Below are 19,417 nucleotides of genomic sequence, written 5' to 3' on the forward strand. Positions count from 1 at the left end.
GACGGGCCTTGTCTCGACCGCGAATGTGGAGGACGCCGGATGAACCTCCTGCGCCGAATCGGGGTCTTCCTGTTCCCGCTGTGCACCTCGCTGCTGTTGATGCTGGGGATCTGGTACGTCTTCCTGAAGGCGTTCCCGCAGGTCGGCCCGCGGGTCGGCAAGACGCCCGGCGATATCTGGACCTACTTGGTGACGGCGCAGGGCGCCGACGCCGCGCGGGAAGCGATCATCGACGATTTGCGGATCACGCTGCGCGACGCGGCCATCGGATTCGGCGCGGGCATGCTCGCCGCGCTGGTGGTCGCCGCGCTGTTCGTGTCGTTCGCCGCGGTCGAGCAGACCTTCCTTCCGGTGGCGATGCTGTTGCGCTCGGTGCCGCTGGTTGCGCTCACGCCGATCATCGTGCTGGTGTTCGGCCGTGGCCTGGCCGGAGTGGCGGTGCTCGCCGCGATCGTGGTGTTCTTCCCCGCTCTGGTCATGATCATGGCGGGCCTGCGCGGCGCGCCGCGGCAAGCGCTGGAGCTGGTGGCCGCCTATGGCGGGTCGCGGTGGACCGGGCTGCGCATGGTGGCCGTGCCCGCCGCGCTGCCCTCGGTGTTCGCCGCGGCGCGGATCTCGGTGCCGGGCGCGCTGATCGGGGCGTTGCTCGGGGAGTGGCTGGGCAGCGGCACCGGGTTGGGCGCCAGCCTGATCCGCGCCATCCCGACGTTCCAATACAGCAAGCTGTGGGCCTCGATCGTCATCGTCACCCTGGTCTCGGTGGCGCTCTACGCGATCGTCGGGGTGGTCGAGAATCTGGTGCTCGCGCGGTTCGGACCCGAAGCCGGGCGAAGCTGACCGATATGTCCGACCGATGATATTCGCGCGAATTCGCGCTCGGAACGCCAAAGTAAAGAAAACGAAACGCCTTCCCCTTAGATTCGGCCCATGACACCCGTGCAACGCTCCACGTTCGGGCACCTGAACCGACGCTCGTTTCTCCGTTACTCCGCGCTCGCCGGGGCCGCGCTCGGTGGTGCGGGGGCGCTGGCCGCCTGCGGCGGGAATGCCGGCGACGCGCCGGGCGGCTCCACTCCGGACGGATCGAAACACGGCCGCGTCGCGGTGCAGCTGTCCTGGCTGAAGAACATCGAATTCGCGGGTGAATACTTCGCCGACGCCAGAGGCTATTTCACCGAAGCCGGTTTCGGCTCGGTCGAGCTGATCGCGGGTGGCGCGGCCAGCACTTCGGTGGAGGCCGGGTTGGACACCGGGAAAGTGTGGCTGGGCCTGTCCGCGCCGCAGACCACCGCACCGGCGATCCTGGAGGGACTGCCCGCGAAGATCGTCGCCACCACCTATCAGAAGAATCCGTTCGCGATCGTCTCCTCCGCGGCGAAGCCGATCAAGTCGCCTGAGGACATGAAGGGCCGCAAGATCGGTGTGCAGGACACCAACCAGCTGATCTTCAACGCGTTGCTGACCGCCAACGGGTTGAAGCCCGGTGACGTCACCGTGGTGCCCGCGCAATTCGATCCCACCCCACTGGCCAACGGCGAGGTCGACGGCTGGGTCAGCTATGTGACGAACGAGCCGATCACATTGGCGGCGAAGGGCTTCCAGAACACGCATTTCCTGTTCGCCGACTTCGATCTGCCGCTGGTCGCCGAGACCCTCACGGTCGCGCAGTCCACCATCGACAACGAGCGCGACAAGCTGAAGGCGTTCCTGGTCGCCGAGATCAAGGGCTGGAAGGACGCGGTGGCCGACCCGGCCGAATCGGCCCGGCTCGCCGTCGAGGTCTACGGCAAGGATCAAAAGCTGGATTTGGCCGAGCAGACGAAAGAGGCCATCGCGCAGAACGATCTGGTGGTCTCACCGGACACGGTCACCAACGGCCTGCTCACCATGACCGACGCGTTGATCGAACAGAATATCGCCGCGCTGCGCACCGCGAAGATAGATATCAAGGCCGAGCAGCTGTTCGACCTGTCGGTGCTGCGCGAGGTGTATGCCGAGAATCCCGGGCTGAAGTGATCAGATACCGAGTCCGACCGCGGTTTTCGGCGTGACCGGGATTTCGCCGCTGTAGGGATCGACCGCGCGCACCGGTTGCGCGGCGCGGGCGGCCAGCAGCTCGGCCGCGATCGCGACCGCCACCTCCGGCGCGGTGCGCGCACCGATGTCCATGCCCGCGGGCGAGTGCAGACGCGCGAGCGTCTCGGCACTGAAACCGCATGCCTGGAGGTCCTCCATGCGCCGGATGTGGACCTGTCGTGATCCCATCGCCCCGAGATAACCGAGCTCGGGTAGTCGCAGCGCCACGGTGAGCAGCGGAATCTCGAAGGTGGGATCGTGCGAGAGCACGACTATGGCTGTGCTGCTGTCGATCTCACCCGCGGCGGAGAGGGTGTTGAGGTAGCGGTGCGGCCAGTCGACCACGACCTCGGCGCCGGGGAACGACTCCGGGGTAGCGAAATTGGGGCGCGAATCGCAGATCGTCACCCGGTAGCCGAGCAATTCGGCTTGCACGGTCAGCGCGGCGGCGAAGGAATTCGCGCCGAAGACGATCAGCCGCGGCGGCGGGGCGAACGAGGCGACGAACACGTCCGAATCCGGTAGCGCAACCAGTTCGGTGGCGTGCTTCTTGTCGGTGATCAGGTGCTGGCCGATCAGGTCGGCATCGGAGTTCCACACCACCGTGAACACGGTGACCCTGCGGTGTGCCGCGATCTCCGCGGCGACATCCGGGAACTCCGGGAAGTGTCTTCGGGAGAACGGTTCGGTGAAGACGTCCAGCATCCCCTCGCCGTTCGCGCCCGCCTCGAGGCCGGTGGCAACGCCGAAGCGGTGCATCGCGCGACGGCCGGTCCGCGCTGCCTGGAGCACCGCCTCGTAGGCGATCTCCTCCAGCCCGCCCGCGGCGACCGAACCGTAGACACCCCCCTCCGGGTCGACCAGCATTGCCGAGCCCACCGGCAACGGGGCCGCGCCCACGGTGCGCACGACGGTGCCGAGTCCGCCGGTCCGGCCCGAGTGCCACACCCGCAACAGGTCGTCGACGATGTCCCGCATCAGCTAGCTCCGATCACCGTGCGGTCGTGGCCGGGAAGTCACGATCGACGCCCGTCGCCAAATCGTCGCACGTGACGCACACCATATCGTTTCTCCCGGTCAAATAGGTGCGGGCTCCGGAATCTCCGGCGGCGGACCCAGAAATCGCATTCCAGTGCTTGTGGGCGATAACAACAGGGTGGCCGGGTGTGTTGTGGAACACAGCGCGTGCCAAGCCGCTCGGGGCGGTGAGCGCGGCGGCGAGCACCCGGGCGATCACGTCGGCCCCGACGTCGGGGGTGTCCACCGGCATGATCGCGGCATAGCGCGCGGGGGTGGCCGCCGCGGCGATCAGCCCCGCACGCAGTGACGCGCTGAGGCCGGTAGCCCAATCGGCGGCCCACACGTGCCGCACGCCCGGCGGAAGATCGACGATCCGCGGCGTCGGTCCGGTCGCGCCGAGCACCACGATCACCGGATCGCAGCCCCCGTCGCGTAACGCGGCGACCGTCGCTCGCAGCCACGCGCCGTCCTCGGCGAGCACCTTGGGTTTTCCGTAGCGGGTTCCGGCGCCCGCGGCGAGCACAACGCCCGCGCAGGGCGCCACGGCGGGACGATCGGAGTCGGCCATGGATAAACGGTAATACCGCGCGGTTTGCCTCGCACGATGTGAAAACGGTGCTCAGGCGGCTTCCCGGGGCGACACGCCGAAAGGGTTCCGTCCCGTTCCGGTGGCGGCTCGCCGGGTCGTATTCGATGCTGGTCCGATGACGGATCAGCGACCCGGGATCGCGGCCTTCGACGCGCTGTCCGACGACGCGGCCTATCAGGCGATCTTCGGCTGCTGCTCGTCCCCGGGCCTGGCGCGGTCGCTGGTCGCAGGCCGTCCGTACCGGAGCGTCGAGGCGCTGCTCGACGCGGCGGACGCGGCGTTGACGCGACTGCCGGAGTCCGAACTCGACCTGGCGCTCGCGGGGCACCCGCGCATCGGCGATCGGCTGCACAGCGCGGTTTCGGCGCGGGAACAGGCCGGTGTGGCCGGAGCCGCCGAGGACGTACGCGCGGCGCTCGCCGAAGGCAACCGCGCCTACGAGGAACGGTTCGGGCACATCTACCTGGTGTGCGCGAGCGGAAAGTCGGCCGAGGAGTTGCTCGCGCTGCTCAACGCCCGGCTACGCAATGACCCCGAAACCGAAAGGCGCGTCGTGCGAACAGAACTGGGAAAGATCAACCGTATCCGGCTGCACGCGATGCTGGCGGATCGGCCGTGAGCACGCTGAGTACCCACGTGCTGGACGCGGTGCGCGGCGCGCCCGCCGTGGGCGTCACAGTGACGTTGTATCGAGGGGTACGGCAGATCGATTCGGGCGAAACGGACGTCGACGGGCGGATCGGAGCGTTCGGCGAAACGATCGAGCCGGGAACCTATCGGCTGGTGTTCGACACCGGCGCGTACTTCGCGGGCCGGGAGGTCGAAACTTTCTATCCGGAGGTGACAGTCGCGTTCGCCGTCACCGAGGAGCGGCACTATCACGTTCCGTTGCTGTTGTCGCCCTTCGCCTTTTCCACCTATCGAGGAAGCTGAGCCGAGCATGGAACTGACCGGGCCGATCGTGCTGACCGACCACCGCTACGGCAAGGCGGAGAACCGGATCGTCCGTATCCGCCGGGACGGCGCACGGCACGAGATCCGCGATGTGAACGTCTCCACAGTGCTGCGCGGCGACTTCGCCGACGCGTACGTCACCGGCGACCAGGCGAAGGTCCTGCCCACCGACTCGCAGAAGCAGACCGCCTACGCCTTCGCCAAACAGCCGGGCCTGCGGAGAATCGAGGACTACGCGCTGGCGCTGGCCGATCATTTCGTCGCCGACATCGAACCGGTGCGCAGCGCGCGCGTCGAGGTCGACGAATATGCCTGGCGGCGCGTGCCGGTGGGCGGCGTGGAGCACGACCACACCTGGGTGCGCGGCGGTCCCGAAGTGCGCACCGCGGCGGTCACCGTGGTGGGCAGCGGCGCCGACCGGCAGGCGTGGGTCGTCGGCGGGGTGAAGGATCTGACCATTTTGAAGTCGACCGGCTCGCAGTTCACGGACTTCCTGACCGACGACTTCACCGTGCTCGCGCCGACGGACGATCGGATGCTGGCCACCACGCTGGTCGCCGAGTGGCGGTTCGCGCACAGTGCGGGCATCGACTGGGACGAGGTCTACACCGGTGTGCGGGCGCGGCTGGTGGAGACCTTCGCGACGTTGCACTCGAAGGCGCTGCAACAGACACTGTTCGAGATGGGCAAGTCCGCGCTGTCGGCGTACCCGGTGCTGGCCGAGATCCGGCTCGCGGCGCCGAACAAACATCACTTCGACTACGACCTGGCCCGCTTCGGCATGGAGAATCGCGGCGAGGTCTACCACGCCGACGACCGTCCCTACGGGCTGATCCACGCCACCGTGGCGCGTGCCGACGCGCCGGAAGCCGGTCCCGCGTGGACCAGGTGACCGTCGTCGCGGACTGCGCCGTCGCGACCGTCGACGCGCACGGGACCGAGTATCCGCGCGGCTACGTCGTCGTGCGCGGCAATCGGATCGACGCGGTCGGCGAAGGCGACGCACCGGCACTCGGCGAGGGTGCGCGGCTTGTGGACGGGCGCGGCTGCCTGCTCACTCCCGGGCTGGTGAACACCCACCATCACCTCTACCAATGGATCACCCGCGGCCTGGCCACCGACCACACGCTGTTCGAATGGCTCACCACGCTCTACCCGGTGTGGGCGGGTATCGATGAGGACGGGGTGCGAGTGGCGGCCAGGGGTGCGCTCGCCGCGCTCGCGCGCACCGGATGCACCACCACCACCGATCACCACTACGTGTTCCCGCGCGACGGCGGTGATCCGCTCGCGGCCGAGATCACCGCGGCGGCCGAGGTCGGGTTGCGGTTCCACCCCTGCCGTGGCTCGATGGACCTCGGGATCAGCGCGGGCGGGTTGCCGCCTGATCATCTGGTGGAGCGCTTGGACGACATCCTCGCCGCGAGCGCGGAGGCCATCGCCCGGTGGCACGACCCGTCGTTCGACTCCATGCTGCGGATCGCGCTGGCGCCGTGCTCGCCGTTCTCGGTCACCCCGGACCTGCTGCGCGAGTCGGCGGCGCTGGCCCGCGCCACCGGGGTCCGGCTGCACACCCACCTCGCCGAGACCGTCGACGAACACGACTACTGCGTGGCGACCTTCGGTTGCACGCCCGCGCGGTACATGGAGCGGCTCGGCTGGTTCGGCCCGGATGTCTGGTACGCGCACGCCGTCCACCTGGACGACGACGCGATCGGCGCCATGGCCGAATCCGGGACCGGCGTGGCGCATTGCCCGACCTCGAACGCGCGGCTCGGCGCGGGCGTCGCCCGCATCGCCGACCTGGTGCGCGCGGGCGTCCCGGTGGGGCTCGGCGTCGACGGCGCGGCGAGCAACGAGTCCGGTTCGATGATCGAGGAGCCACGGCACGCGTTGCTGTGGGCGCGCAACCGGGGCGGACCGCGCGCGATGAGCGCGCGCACCGCGCTGGAACTGGCCACCATCGGCGGGTCGCGAGTACTGGGCCGGGACGCCGAGATCGGGTCGATCGAGGTGGGCAAGCTGGCGGATCTGGCGCTGTGGCGGGTGGACACGGCCGCGCACGCCGGGATCGCGGACCCGGTCACCGCCCTGGTGCTCGGCTCGGCCCCGCCGCTGGCGGCGCTGCTGGTCGACGGACGCGAGGTGGTACGCGACGGCGAGGTCCGGACGGTCGATATGGATGTGGTCGCCACGCAGGTGGCGCGAGCGCAGGCGGCGTTGATCGCGAAGGCCGGGTGAACCGGCCTCCGCGGGAGATCGCCATCGAATCTGCGGGCGGGGCGTCGTGCCTGGTCAGCCCGGACGCGCGATACTGAAGCAGTGTCGGCTCGCACGGCCCGCGTGCGGTGGGCGGGAGCTGTGGTGTCGCGGAGGGAGCGCTCAGCCGCGGCGGCGGGCGGTCGTCGTGGCGGCGAGGTAACTGCCGCGCAACCTGACGTGCGTCGCGCGCAATATGGCGGCAACCGACTGGCTCTACGGTGACGGAGAGGCCGGAACGAGGTGAGACGTGGACCTGGACACGATCCGCGAGGTGGTGATCGCCCGGGAACGGGAAGACCTGGCGCTGCTCGGCGCGTCGACCGCGGTGCTCGCCGGAGGGACCTTCCTGTTCTCCGAACCCCAGGATCAGCTGGTGCGCCTGGTCGACATCACCGGCCTGGGGTGGCCCGCGCTCCAGGTCGTGGACGACGGACTGGAGATCGCCGCGACCTGCACCCTGGCCGAGTTCGCCGCAGCCGCGCCGGGGCGTGAGCTGGGGATGCCGGTGTTGCACAATGCCTGGCCGGGGACCGCGCTGTTCGCTCCGTCCTGCCGGGCGCTGCTGGCCTCGCACAAGATCTGGCGCACCGCCACCGTCGGGGGCAACGTCTGCCTCGCGCTGCCCGCGGGCGCGGTGCTCGGGGCGCTCGTCGCGCTCGACGGGATGGCGACGGTGTGGGGGGCGGATCGGGTCGACAGGCGTATTCCGTTGCGGGAGTTCGTGATCGGTCCGGGACGCACGGCGCTGCGGCGCGGTGAGGTGCTGCGCTCGATTCTCCTGCCGCGCTCGAGTCTGCTGGCACACACCAGTTTCCGGAAGATCGCGCTCGCTCCGCTCGGCCGGTCCGGTGCCGTCGTGATGGGACGCCGGGAACGGGACGGCCGCAGCGCGGTCACCATCACGGCCGCCACGACCAAGCCGGTCGTCCTGGACTTCGCCGCACCGCCGAGCGAGCGCGAGATCCACGACGCCCTCGGCACGATCGGCCCCGAACTCTGGTTCGACGACCCGCACGGGTCGCCGGAGTGGCGCAGGCACGTCGCGGGGCTGCTCGCCCGCGAGGTCGCCGAGGAACTGCGGGGGCCGTGATGCGGTTGGAGGTGGACGGCAGGCCAGTCGAGATCGAGGCGCTACCGGGGCAGTGCCTGCGTACGGTGCTGCGGGACAGCGGCAACCTGGCGGTGAAGAAGGGATGTGACTCGGGCGATTGCGGGGCCTGCTCAGTGCTGGTCGACGGATCGACGGTGCACTCCTGCGTCTTTCCCGCCTACCGGGCCGCCGGACGTTCCGTCACCACCGCCGCCGGGCTCGGGACCCCCGAGCGCCCGCACCCCGTGCAGCGGCGATTCATCGACAACGCCGCATTCCAATGCGGGTTCTGCACCGCGGGCATGGTGGTCACGGCCGCGGGACTGGGGTGTGGGGCCGATGAGCGCGCCGAGCGGTCAGGGGACGAACTCGCCGAACTGATGAAGGGAAACCTCTGCCGCTGCACGGGTTACCGCGCTATCCGCGCCGCCCTGGGTGAGCCGCTCACCCCGGACGACCCCGCCGCCGTCGCCCCCGATCCCACCGCGACGACCACCGTGGGCGCGGGTGCGGGAGTCGGCGCCCCGGCCGGACCCCGCATCGTCTGCGGCGGCGAGCCGTTCACCCTGGACCTCCCAGCGGCCGCCGTTCTCGCTGCCGACCACCCCCGATCGGGCGATGCCGCCACCACACCGCCGACCGCCCCGCTGCATATCGCGGTGCTGACGAGTCCGCATCCCCATGCGCGAATCCGCTCGATCGACACCGCCGCGGCCGAGGCCCTGCCGGGCGTGCACGCGGTGCTCACCCATGCCGACGCGCCGGACCTGCCGTTCTCCACCGCGCGGCACGAGCTGCGCACCGACGACCCCGACGACACCTATGTGCTCGACCGGACCGTCCGATTCGTGGGGCAGCGGGTGGCCGCGGTAGTGGCCGACAGCGTCGCGCTCGCCCGTGCGGGGTGCCGGCTGCTGGTCGTCGACTACGAGGTCCTGCCCGCGGTGTTCGACCCCCGGGAGGCGCTGGGCGCGGACGCTCCGAAACTGCACGTCGACAAGCCGGATTCGGCCCGCATCGCCGATCCGGGCCGCAACCTGGTCGCCGAACTGCACGGTGAGGTGGGCGACGTCGAGGCAGGCTTGGCCGCCGCGGCTCACGTCGTGCGGGGCGTATGGCATTCGCCGCGTGGGCAGCACGTGCACTTGGAGACGCACGGCGGGGTCGGATGGCTGGATGACGCCGGGCGGCTGGTCATCCGGTGCAGCACCCAGGTTCCGTTCCTCGTCCGCGACGAACTGTGCCGCCTGTTCGGTCTGCCGCCGAGGCGGGTGCGGGTGTTCGCGGCCAGGGTCGGCGGCGGGTTCGGCGCGAAACAGGAAATGCTGGCCGAGGACCTGATCGCGCTGGCCGTGCTGCGCACCGGCAGGCCGGTGCAGTACGAGTTCACGCGTTCGGACGAGTTCACCTCCGCGACGTGCCGGCACCCGATGCGGGTCGCGGTGACGGCGGGGGCCGACGCGCAGGGCGTGCTGACCGCCTTGGCCGTCGACGTGCTCGCCGACACCGGCGCCTACGGCAACCACAGCGGCGGGGTGATGTATCACGGCGTCGGCGAGTCGGTGGAGCTGTACCGCTGCGCCAACAAGCGGGTGGACGCACAGGCGGTGTACACCAACAACGTTCCTTCCGGTGCGTTCCGCGGGTACGGGCTCGGGCAGGTGATCTTCGCGGTGGAGTCGGCCTTGGACGAACTCGCGCACGCGCTGGGCATGGACCCGTTCGAATTGCGCCGCCGCAACGTCGTGGCGCCCGGCGACCGGTTCGTCGGCGCGGCGGTGAACGAAAGCGACCTCGAGTTCGGCAGCTACGGCCTCGACCAGTGTCTCGACCTCGCCGAACGGGCGCTGCTGCGCGGCAACGACGTGCACGCGCCGGGCCCGCAGTGGCGAGTGGGCACCGGCATGGCCGCCGCGATGATCGCGACCATCCCGCCGCGCGGGCACCGGTCGGCGGCTACGGCGTCGCTGCTACCCGACGGACGCTACGAGATCCGAGTCGGCACCGCAGAGTTCGGCAACGGCACCACCACCGTGCACGCCCAGCTCGCGGCCACCGCGCTGGACACCGAGGTCGCTCGCATCGTGGTCCGGCACGCCGACACCGATCTGGTCGACTTCGACACCGGCGCGTTCGGGTCCACCGGCATCGTGGTCGCCGGCAAAGCCGTGTACGCGGCGGCGTGCGCACTGCGGGGACTGCTCCTGGCCAGAGCGGCCGAACTGTCGGGTGTTCCGGAGGGCGACTGCGTGCTGACCTCCGGCGGCGTGCACTGCGGTGACCGGCTGCTCGACGCGCGGGAGCTGCTGACCGGCGGCGACCTCACCGCCCACGCCGAGCACGGGGGCAGCCCGAGGTCGGTGAGCTTCAACGTGCACGCCTTCCGCGTGGCCGTGCACCCCGCCACCGGCTCGGTGCGCATCCTCCAGTCGATCCAGGCCGCCGACGCGGGCACGGTGCTCAATCCGGTGCAGTGCCGCGGGCAGGTGGAGGGAGGTGCGGCGCAGGCCATCGGCACGGCGCTGTACGAGGACATGCGCAGTGCGCGCGGGGTGGTGGGTGCGCGAACCCTGCGGCACTACCATGTGCCACAGTTCGCCGACGTGCCGCGCACGGAGGTGTACTTCGCCGACACGGCCGACGCGCTCGGCCCGTTGGGCGCCAAGTCGATGAGCGAGTCGCCGTACAACCCGGTGGCGCCCGCGCTGGCCAACGCGATTCGCGACGCGGTCGGCGTGCGGCTGGACCGGTTGCCGATGACCGCGGACCGGATCTGGGCCGCGCTGCGCGAGAAGGGGTCACGATGAAGGTGCCGGAAAATGTTCGCGCGCGGATAGAGTCGATGCTCGACGGGGTCGACGCCGAGCTGCGCCGCCGATATCCCGGATCGAACGGGCGGCAGCAACCGATCCACACGGTGTACGTCCCCGCCGACCGGATCGCCGAGGAGACGCCGAGGGAATGGGGCGCGACCGCGGTAGAACTGCTCGACCGCCACCACGACCTGCTGGCCACGCTCGATGAGACGGGTTCACTGCCCGACGTGCGCAAACGGCTGGAAGTGGACCCGGTCCAGGATCTGCGCATCGACTTCGAGGACGGCTACGGCCTGCGCCCCGACGCCGAGGAGGATCGCGCGGCCGCGGCGGCGGGCGCCGCGCTCGCGGCCTGGGCGCGGCGTTCGGACGCACCGGGCCGCAGTGGCATCCGGATGAAGGGTTTGGCCGGCGGTGAGCGTCGTCGCGCGCTGCGCACACTCGACCTCGTGTTGGAGGGCGCGGGCGCGGTACCAGAGGGTTTTGTCTTCACGGTGCCGAAAATTCGCGCTGTGCAGCAAGTCACGGCTCTGGTGCAGTTGTGCGTCGGGCTGGAGCGTGCGTACGGCATCACCGAAGGCAGCCTGCGCTTCGAGCTGCAGATCGAGAGTCCGCAGGCGATCATCGCCGCGGACGGCACCGCGCCGGTGGCCTCGATGCTCAGTGTTTCCGAGGGACGTTGCAGCGCGTTGCATTTCGGCACCTACGACTACACCGCCGCCTGTGGCGTCGCCGCGCCGGACCAAGCGCTCGACCACCCGGCCGCCGATTACGCGAAGGCGGTCATGCAGGTGGCCGCCGCGCAGACCGGGGTGTGGGTGTGCGACGGCTCCACTCAGGTCGTGCCCGACGGCGACCCGGAAGCCGCGTTGCGCAACCATCACCGCCTGGTCGCGCGAGCGTTGCGACGCGGGTACTACCAGGGCTGGGACATGCACCCGGGTCACCTGGTCACGCGCTGGCTGGCCACCTACGACTTCTTCCGCGGGGCCATCGACGTGGCGGTTCCGCGCCTGCGGGACTACCTGGCGCGGCGCGGAGGCGACGTCGTCGACGAGCCTGCCACCGCGGAAGCGCTGGCCGCCACCGTACTGCGCGGCATCCAATGCGGCGCCCGTCCGGACGCGGGGGCTCCGGAACTGACCGAGGCGGTGTTGCGCGCCTTGGCGGCACGCGCGCCGCTGCCGACGGACACGCCGTGACCGGCCATCCGAACGGGACGGTCCCTACCGACACGGGAGAAGCGATGGGCGACCGGGGCGACGACGAGGAGTTCACGCTACTGCCGGATCTGGCCGCCCGGCCGATCGGCGGCTCGGTGATCTGGGCGAGCGACGAATTCTTCGCGGAGAAGGAGAATCTGATAAACCCTGGCCCGCCTCGGTTCCAACCGTCCACCTTCGGGCACAAGGGGCAGATCTACGACGGTTGGGAGACCCGCAGACACCGAGGGCGCCCCGGTGACGACTCCGCGATCGTGCGACTCGGCGTGCCCGGCGTGATCCGCGGGATCGTCGTGGACACCGCGTGGTTCACGGGCAACTACCCGCCCGCCGTCTCGGTTTCGGCGTTGGAGATCGAGGACTACCCATCCGCGGAATCCATCGCGGCGCGTGACGATTGGGTGATGCTGGTCGATCGCTCCCCGGTGGCGGGCGACAGCCGCAACCTGTTCTCCGTCGAGAACGAGAAGCGCTGGACGCACGTGAAACTCACCATCCATCCCGACGGCGGCGTGGCCAGGCTGCGGGTGCACGGCGAGGGGAGGCCCGATCCGCGACTGCTCGGACTGGGCCCACTGGATCTGGCCGCGCTGGAGAACGGCGCGCTGGTGCTGGACTGCTCCAACCGCTTCTACAGCTCGCCGAACCAGTTGCTGTATCCCGGCCGGGCCCGGACCATGGGGGAGGGCTGGGAGACAGCGCGGCGCAGAGACGACGGCAACGACTGGGTGCGCATCCGCCTGGCCGGTCCGGGACTGATCCGGCTCGCCGAACTCGACACCTCCTACTTCCTGGGCAACAGCCCGGGCGCGGCCCGGCTCACCGGCCGCACCAACGACGGCACCGAGCTGGAGTTGTTGCCGCGCACCGCGCTGCAACCCGATACCAGGCACCGGTTCCCGATCGCACCGATGGCCGCGTCGGTGGAGCAGGTCCGTCTGGATATCTACCCGGACGGCGGGCTGGCGCGGCTGCGGCTGTACGGCGAACTCGGCGCGTGAGGATGCGCGGCGAGCGGAAGTCGATACCGCGCACCGCTCCTGCGGGAGCGGAGCGTCGACCAGGCGCGGTCGTGAGGAGCCAAGCTCCAGGGCGGGCAGCCGAGCGGCGACGGGGCGTGGTCGTGAGCGGTCGGGCCGGAGGGGGGAGTGCAGCGTGACGGCGGGCGATGCACGGGATTTCGTCGGCTACGGCCCGAATCCGCCGGACCCGAAATGGCCGGGGAAGGCGCGGATCGCCGTTCAGTTCGTACTCAACTACGAAGAGGGCGGCGAGAACAACGTCCTCGACGGTGATGACCACTCCGAAACGTTCCTGTCGGAAATGACGCCCGCGGAGGCGTTTCCGAACCGTCATATGAGCATGGAGTCGCTCTACGAGTACGGTTCACGCGCCGGGCTGTGGCGGGTACTGCGCGTCTTCGAGCGACGCGGCCTGCCGTTGACGATCTTCGCGGTCGCTCGCGCCATGCAACGCAACCCGGAGGCGGTGGCGGCCTTCCGGCAACTCGGCCACGAGATCGCCTGCCACGGTCTGCGCTGGAAGTCCTACCAGCTCACCGACCGCGACACCGAACGGGCGCACATGGCCGAGGCGGTGCGCATCCTCACCGAGTTGACCGGCGCCGCGCCGCTGGGCTGGTACACCGGTCGCGATTCCCCGCACACCAGGGAGTTGGTCGTCGAGCACGGAGGTTTCGTCTACGACTCGGATTCCTACGCCGACGACCTGCCCTATTGGGTGCGCGTGCACGGCCGCGACCACTTGGTGGTGCCCTACACCCTGGACACCAACGACATGCGTTTCGCCTCACCCGCCGGTTTCCCGACCGGCGACCAGTTCTTCGCACACGTCCGCGATGCCTTCGACGTGCTCTACCGCGAAGGGGCGGAGGGCAGCCCGAAAATGCTCTCGATCGGCCTGCATTGCCGCCTCATCGGCCGCCCCGCCCGCACCGCCGCCCTGGAACGCCTGCTCGACCACGTGCAGTCCTACGACCAGGTATGGATCACCCGACGCCTCGACATAGCCGAACACTGGCGCGCGGTGCATCCGGTGAATGCCTCGTCGTGAGCTGGAACGGTCGGATCCTGGACGTGGCGCCGGCCACAGCGGGCTTGTGAAGGTGCTCACAGTCGGGCCGCGCACGGCTCTCCGGGCGGGGGCCGCTCGTCGGTCGCTAACAGTACAAGCGTTACGCTAAAACCCCACGTCAGGGCTACCCGCCAGTAGATTGCACCTTTGCAATTCGGGGGCAAATTTTGCAGGGTTAGCAAAGCGGCTTGGAAACCTAGCTTAGATTCACATGAACAACAGGTAGACGGCCATTTCTTCGTGTGCCATCGTGTGGAAGTACACCCCACGGGCCTAGCAAGCCTGCAAATTGCCGCTTCAGCAGTACGAGCTGCCTCGTAGCTCGACCGGGCGGCATGGACCGAACGAAGAAGTGGAGTCACAGATGTCGACCACCGGCACCCCGAGGACCGCCGCGGAAATCCAGAAGGATTGGGACACCAACCCCCGCTGGAAGGGCGTCACCCGTAACTACACCGCGGAGCAGGTGTCGAAGCTCCAGGGCACCGTCGTCGAGGAGCACACCCTCGCCCGCCGCGGCTCGGAGATCCTGTGGGATCTCGTCAACAACGAGGACTACATCAACTCCCTCGGCGCCCTCACCGGCAACCAGGCGGTCCAGCAGGTCCGCGCCGGCCTGAAGGCCATCTACCTGTCGGGTTGGCAGGTCGCCGGTGACGCGAACCTGTCCGGCCACACCTACCCCGACCAGTCGCTGTACCCGGCCAACTCGGTTCCGTCCGTGGTCCGCCGCATCAACAACGCGCTGCTGCGCGCCGACGAGATCGCCAAGGTCGAGGGCGACACCGCCGTCTCCAACTGGCTGGCCCCGATCGTCGCCGACGCCGAGGCCGGCTTCGGTGGCGCGCTGAATGCCTACGAGCTGCAGAAGGCCATGATCGCCGCCGGCGCCGCCGGTGTGCACTGGGAGGACCAGCTCGCTTCCGAGAAGAAGTGCGGCCACCTGGGCGGCAAGGTGCTGATCCCGACCCAGCAGCACATCCGCACCCTGACCTCCGCGCGTCTGGCCGCCGACGTCGCCGACGTGCCGTCGGTGATCATCGCCCGCACCGACGCCGAGGCCGCCACTCTGATCACCTCGGACGTGGACGAGCGCGACCGGGAGTTCCTGGACGGCACCCGCACCCCCGAGGGCTTCTTCGGTGTGAAGAACGGCATCGAGCCCTGCATCGCGCGTGCCAAGGCCTATGCCCCCTACGCCGACCTCATCTGGATGGAGACCGGCGTGCCGGACCTCGAGGTCGCGCGCAAGTTCGCCGAGGCCGTCCGTGGCGAGTTCCCGGACCAGCTGCTGGCCTACAACTGCTCGCCGTCCTTCAACTGGAAGGCTCACCTGGACGACGCGACCATCGCGAAGTTCCAGCGTGAGCTCGGCGCGATGGGCTTCAAGTTCCAGTTCATCACCCTGGCCGGCTTCCACTCGCTCAACTACGGCATGTTCGACCTGGCCTACGGCTACGCCCGCGAGGGCATGACCGCCTTCGTCGACCTGCAGGAGCGCGAGTTCAAGGCCGCCGCCGAGCGTGGCTTCACCGCCATCAAGCACCAGCGTGAGGTCGGTGCCGGCTACTTCGACACCATCGCCACCACCGTGGACCCGAACACCTCCACGGCGGCGTTGAAGGGCTCCACCGAAGAAGGCCAGTTCCACTGAGCTGAATCACATCAGGTGCTCGCAAAGGGAAGTGAGGTTCCCGACGTGAAAACCGACATTCCTCTACTCCGGTAGGGGTGTACTGCCCTCCCCGCTGAACAGCCCCGGCGGGGAGGGCATCCCTATACCTTGGACCATCGAAGGGCGCGCTCACACCGGAGCGACACCTTCGCAGACCAGCCACCCCAGAGCCAGACAACCCAGCAGGAGCGGGACGTGAGCAGCGAAAAGATCCAACGCGTCGGTGTTATCGGCGCCGGCCAGATGGGCGCCGGAATCGCGGAGGTGTGTGCCAGGGCGCATATCGACGTGCTGGTGTTCGAGCAGACCCGGGAACTGGCCGCTGCGGGCCGCGCCCGCATCCTGCGGTCCCTCGATCGCGGTGTGAGCAGCGGGAAGATCACCGAGCGCGAACGCGAACAGGCCGCGTGGCGTCTGCGATTCACCTCCGATCTCGGCGACTTCGCCGACCGCCAGCTGGTGGTCGAGGCGGTGCTAGAGGACGAGAAGGTGAAGACGAGCATCTTCGCCGAGCTCGACAAGGTCGTCACCGACCCCTCGGCCGTGCTGGCCTCCAACACCTCCTCCATCCCGATCATGAAGATCGCGGTCGCCACGGCGAACCCTGAGCGCGTGGTCGGCATGCACTTCTTCAACCCAGTCCCGGTGCTGCCGCTGGTCGAGCTGGTCACCACGCTCAAGACCAGCGAGTCGGTCTCCGTGCGGGCCGAGGCCTTCGCCGGAGACGTGCTCGGCAAGCAGGTCGTCCGGTCGGCGGACCGCTCCGGCTTCGTGGTCAACGCGCTGCTGGTGCCGTACCTGCTGTCGGCGATCCGCATGGTCGAGTCCGGCTTCGCCACCAAAGAGGACGTCGACAAGGCGATGGTGCTCGGCTGTGCCCACCCGATGGGCCCGCTGGCGCTGACCGACCTGGTCGGCCTGGACACGGTGAAGTCCATCGCCGATTCGATGTACGCCGAGTTCAAGGAGCCCCTGTACTCCGCGCCGCCGCTGCTCATGCGCATGGTCGAGGCGGGCCTGCTCGGCAAGAAGACCGGAGCGGGCTTCTACCAGTACCGGGCTTGATTCGCGGCGCCTGCGGCGCCGCGTGTTCGCGGCCCCTGGGAGTCTCGCGTCCGAGTGCCCGCCGCTCGCGCCCGCGGCGGGCACTCGGACGGTCGGCATAAGCTGCACAACAGCCGGGCCATGTCGACGGTGCGGCTGGGTATCCAGAGCGCAGCCGGATCGACCCGTCGATCTCGGCGGGCCGCGCAGGTGATCGAAAGAAGGTAATCCGCTCATGGTGAACGTGACCGACGGCTACGGGTCGAGCATTCTCGGCTATCCCAGGATCGGACCGCACCGCGAGCTCAAGCGGGCGCTGGAGGCCTACTGGCACGGTTCGCTCGATCGCGAGGAACTGCTGGCGGTCGGTCGGGAGATCCAGGAGACCCAGTTCAACGAGCTGGCGGCCACCGGCCTGACCCAGGTGCCCGGCAACACCTTCTCGTTCTACGACCACGTGCTGGACAACGCGCTGCTGTTCGGCGCGGTGCCCAGGCGGTTCGAGCCCTACCGCGAGGGCATGCACCCGCTGGACTTCTACTTCCTGATGGCCCGCGGCCGTCCGGACCTGCCGCCGCTCGAGCTGGTCCGCTTCTTCGGCACGAACTACCACTACCGCCAGCCGGAAGTGGACGCCGAGACCGAGTTCTCGCTGCATCCCGAGGCTTTGCTCGACGAGTTCGACCGCGCGAAGGCCGTCGGCATCGAGCTGCGGCCGGTCGTCCTCGGCCCCGTGTCGTTGCTGCTGCTGTCCAAGGCCGGGCACATCCCCGGCGAGTCGGGCGGATTCGACACCATCAGCCTGCTGGACAAGCTGCTGCCGGTCTACGAGGAACTGTTCGAGATCCTCGCCAAGCGCGGCGCCACCTGCGTGCAGCTGGACGAGCCCGCGTTCACCAGTGAGCGCACGCCCGCCGAACTGGCCGCGTTCGAGGCCGTCTATCAGCGGCTGGCGAAGGCGCCGCTGCGCCCGCGCATGCTGGTCACCGGCCAGTACGGCGATTTCGGTGAGGCGCTGACCATTCTCGCGAGCACCAACGTCGAGGCGATCGGCCTCGACCTCGCCAGCTACCGGATGCGGCCGCAGGATCTGGCCGAGATTCCCGGCATCCGGCGCAAGCGCCTGTACGCGGGTGTGATCAGCGGCCGCAACGTGTGGCGCGCCGACCGCTACGTCACGCTGGAATACCTCAACGAATTGGCCAAGGTGTGCCCGGACCTGGTCGTCTCCACCGGCACCACGCTGCTGCACGTGCCCTACGACCTGCTGATCGAGTACGACATCGAGGGGCACGTCGCCGACCGGCTCGCCTTCGCCAAACAGAAGGTGGGCGAGGTGGTCTCGCTGGCCAAGGCGCTCACCGAGGGCCCATCGGACAAGTGGCGCAAGCGCCCGACCGAGGTGCACTTCAAGCAGAAGCACGCGGTGCGGCAGCGGGTGTACGCGGTCACCCCGGACATGCGCTCGCGTGAACCCTACGAGGTCCGCAGGGAAGCCCAGCAGCGCAAGCTGAATCTGCCTCCGGTGCCGACGACCACGCTCGGGTCCTTCCCGCAGACCGCCCGGATCCGTCAGGCGCGCTACGAACTCGGTGAGGGCCGGTTGTCCTACGAGGAGTACCGCAAGCGGATCGAGGCCGAGATCGAGTCGACGATCCGGCTGCAAGAGGACATCGGCCTGGACGTGCTGGTGCACGGCGAGCACGAGCGCAACGACATGATCCAGTACTTCGCCGAGTTGCTCGACGGCTTCGCGACCACGCACTTCGGCTGGGTGCAGGTGTACGGATCCCGCTGCGTGCGGCCGCCGATCATCTACGGCGACGTGTCGCGCCCGGCGCCGATGTCGGTGGAGTGGATCAGCTACGCGCAGTCGCTCACCGACAAGCCGGTCAAGGGCATGGTCACCGGGCCGGTCACCATGATCGCCCGCTCTTTCGTCCGGCAGGACCAGCCGCTGCACGAGACCGCCGATCAAGTGGCGCTGGCCATTCGCGACGAGGTGGTGGACCTGGAGAAGGCGGGGATATCGATCATCCAGGTCGACGAGCCCGCGATCCGCGAGATGCTGCCGTTGCGGCCGGAGGGCCGCGCGGAGTACCTGCGCTGGGCGATCGGCGCGTTTCGGCTGGCCACCTCCGGGGTGCAGGCCGAGACTCAGATCCACACGCACATCGGCTATTCCGGCCGTGCCGAGGTGGTCGAGGCGATCGATGAACTCGACGCCGACGTCACCGCCATCGTGGCCACGCGCTCCATCGAGTGGGTGCTGCGGGCGCTGAAGGAGGACTGCGCCTCCGGGCACGGCCTGAGCCACGGCGTCGGGCCCGGCGTGTACGAGAGCCGTTCCGCGCGCATCCCGGACATCGACGAGCTGGACGAATTGCTCACCGCGGCGGCCGAAGCCGTGACACCGCAACGGTTGTGGGCCAATCCGGACGGTGGCCTGAAGACCCGGCACTACTGGCAGCTCGAACCGTCGCTGCGCAACATGGTCGCTGCGGCTCGGCGCGTCCGCAGGCGCGCGGAGGCCGCCGAGTGAGATAGGCGCGACAGCGCATCGAGGGCCGCCTT

Annotated in this window: 16 protein-coding genes; 14 read left to right on the forward strand and 2 right to left on the reverse strand. The window is 69.3% G+C overall.

Going from position 1 to position 19,417, the window contains the following annotated elements; all coding sequences use genetic code 11:
* The first annotated feature begins 39 nt into the window (after nucleotides 1-39).
* Both M8859_RS08415 and M8859_RS08420 read left to right on the forward strand, forming a co-directional pair.
* The gene (locus tag M8859_RS08415; protein WP_195069628.1) at nucleotides 40-837 is read left to right on the forward strand and encodes an ABC transporter permease; all 798 of its coding nucleotides are present in this window, start codon (nucleotides 40-42) and stop codon (nucleotides 835-837) included.
* Nucleotides 838-927: 90 nt separating this feature from the next.
* Nucleotides 928-2,016, forward strand: coding sequence for an ABC transporter substrate-binding protein (locus tag M8859_RS08420; RefSeq protein WP_159921596.1), 1,089 nt, complete (start codon nucleotides 928-930; stop codon nucleotides 2,014-2,016).
* Here the strand turns inward: M8859_RS08420 and M8859_RS08425 are convergent, their stop codons facing one another.
* On the reverse strand, nucleotides 2,017-3,054 hold the full coding sequence (locus M8859_RS08425; RefSeq protein ID WP_195069627.1) for an XdhC family protein: 1,038 nt from the start codon (nucleotides 3,052-3,054) through the stop codon (nucleotides 2,017-2,019).
* Between the two features lie 13 nt (nucleotides 3,055-3,067).
* On the reverse strand, nucleotides 3,068-3,664 hold the full coding sequence (locus M8859_RS08430) for a nucleotidyltransferase family protein (protein ID WP_159921592.1): 597 nt from the start codon (nucleotides 3,662-3,664) through the stop codon (nucleotides 3,068-3,070).
* Nucleotides 3,665-3,800: 136 nt separating this feature from the next.
* Between M8859_RS08430 and uraD the strand changes: the two genes are divergently transcribed.
* The 12 genes from uraD to metE all read left to right on the forward strand — a co-directional run bounded on the left by uraD (nucleotide 3,801) and on the right by metE (nucleotide 19,385).
* Complete coding sequence (uraD, locus tag M8859_RS08435) at nucleotides 3,801-4,304, forward strand: 2-oxo-4-hydroxy-4-carboxy-5-ureidoimidazoline decarboxylase (RefSeq protein ID WP_159921590.1); 504 nt, start codon at nucleotides 3,801-3,803, stop codon at nucleotides 4,302-4,304.
* Entirely contained in the window at nucleotides 4,301-4,618 is a 318-nt protein-coding gene (gene uraH, locus M8859_RS08440; RefSeq protein ID WP_159921588.1) for a hydroxyisourate hydrolase, read from the forward strand. The genes uraD and uraH overlap by 4 nt, the downstream gene beginning before the upstream one ends.
* 7 nt (nucleotides 4,619-4,625) lie before the next feature.
* Nucleotides 4,626-5,531: a factor-independent urate hydroxylase gene (pucL, locus tag M8859_RS08445; RefSeq protein ID WP_159921586.1), complete on the forward strand. Its 906-nt coding sequence runs from the start codon at nucleotides 4,626-4,628 to the stop codon at nucleotides 5,529-5,531.
* Entirely contained in the window at nucleotides 5,519-6,880 is a 1,362-nt protein-coding gene (locus M8859_RS08450; RefSeq protein ID WP_159921584.1) for an 8-oxoguanine deaminase, read from the forward strand. The genes pucL and M8859_RS08450 overlap by 13 nt, the downstream gene beginning before the upstream one ends.
* A gap of 268 nt (nucleotides 6,881-7,148) precedes the next feature.
* A complete protein-coding gene (locus M8859_RS08455; protein WP_159921582.1) occupies nucleotides 7,149-7,991 on the forward strand; it encodes an FAD binding domain-containing protein in 843 nt (280 codons plus the stop codon).
* Nucleotides 7,991-10,798, forward strand: a complete 2,808-nt coding sequence (locus M8859_RS08460) for a molybdopterin-dependent oxidoreductase (protein WP_159921786.1) — start codon at nucleotides 7,991-7,993, stop codon at nucleotides 10,796-10,798. The genes M8859_RS08455 and M8859_RS08460 overlap by 1 nt, the downstream gene beginning before the upstream one ends.
* Complete coding sequence (locus M8859_RS08465) at nucleotides 10,795-12,009, forward strand: DUF6986 family protein (protein WP_236565318.1); 1,215 nt, start codon at nucleotides 10,795-10,797, stop codon at nucleotides 12,007-12,009. Before M8859_RS08460 ends, M8859_RS08465 begins: the two co-directional genes overlap by 4 nt.
* 44 nt (nucleotides 12,010-12,053) lie before the next feature.
* Nucleotides 12,054-13,031, forward strand: coding sequence for an allantoicase (gene alc, locus M8859_RS08470; protein WP_159921580.1), 978 nt, complete (start codon nucleotides 12,054-12,056; stop codon nucleotides 13,029-13,031).
* Nucleotides 13,032-13,185: 154 nt separating this feature from the next.
* Nucleotides 13,186-14,103, forward strand: coding sequence for an allantoinase PuuE (puuE, locus tag M8859_RS08475; RefSeq protein WP_159921578.1), 918 nt, complete (start codon nucleotides 13,186-13,188; stop codon nucleotides 14,101-14,103).
* Nucleotides 14,104-14,488: 385 nt separating this feature from the next.
* Nucleotides 14,489-15,778, forward strand: coding sequence for an isocitrate lyase (gene aceA, locus M8859_RS08480; protein ID WP_159921576.1), 1,290 nt, complete (start codon nucleotides 14,489-14,491; stop codon nucleotides 15,776-15,778).
* Nucleotides 15,779-15,994: 216 nt separating this feature from the next.
* Nucleotides 15,995-16,864, forward strand: a complete 870-nt coding sequence (locus tag M8859_RS08485) for a 3-hydroxybutyryl-CoA dehydrogenase (protein WP_159921574.1) — start codon at nucleotides 15,995-15,997, stop codon at nucleotides 16,862-16,864.
* Between the two features lie 214 nt (nucleotides 16,865-17,078).
* Complete coding sequence (metE, locus tag M8859_RS08490; protein ID WP_249644073.1) at nucleotides 17,079-19,385, forward strand: 5-methyltetrahydropteroyltriglutamate--homocysteine S-methyltransferase; 2,307 nt, start codon at nucleotides 17,079-17,081, stop codon at nucleotides 19,383-19,385.
* Nucleotides 19,386-19,417: the final 32 nt, after the last annotated feature.

It is taken from the genome of Nocardia sputi (genome assembly GCF_023501985.1).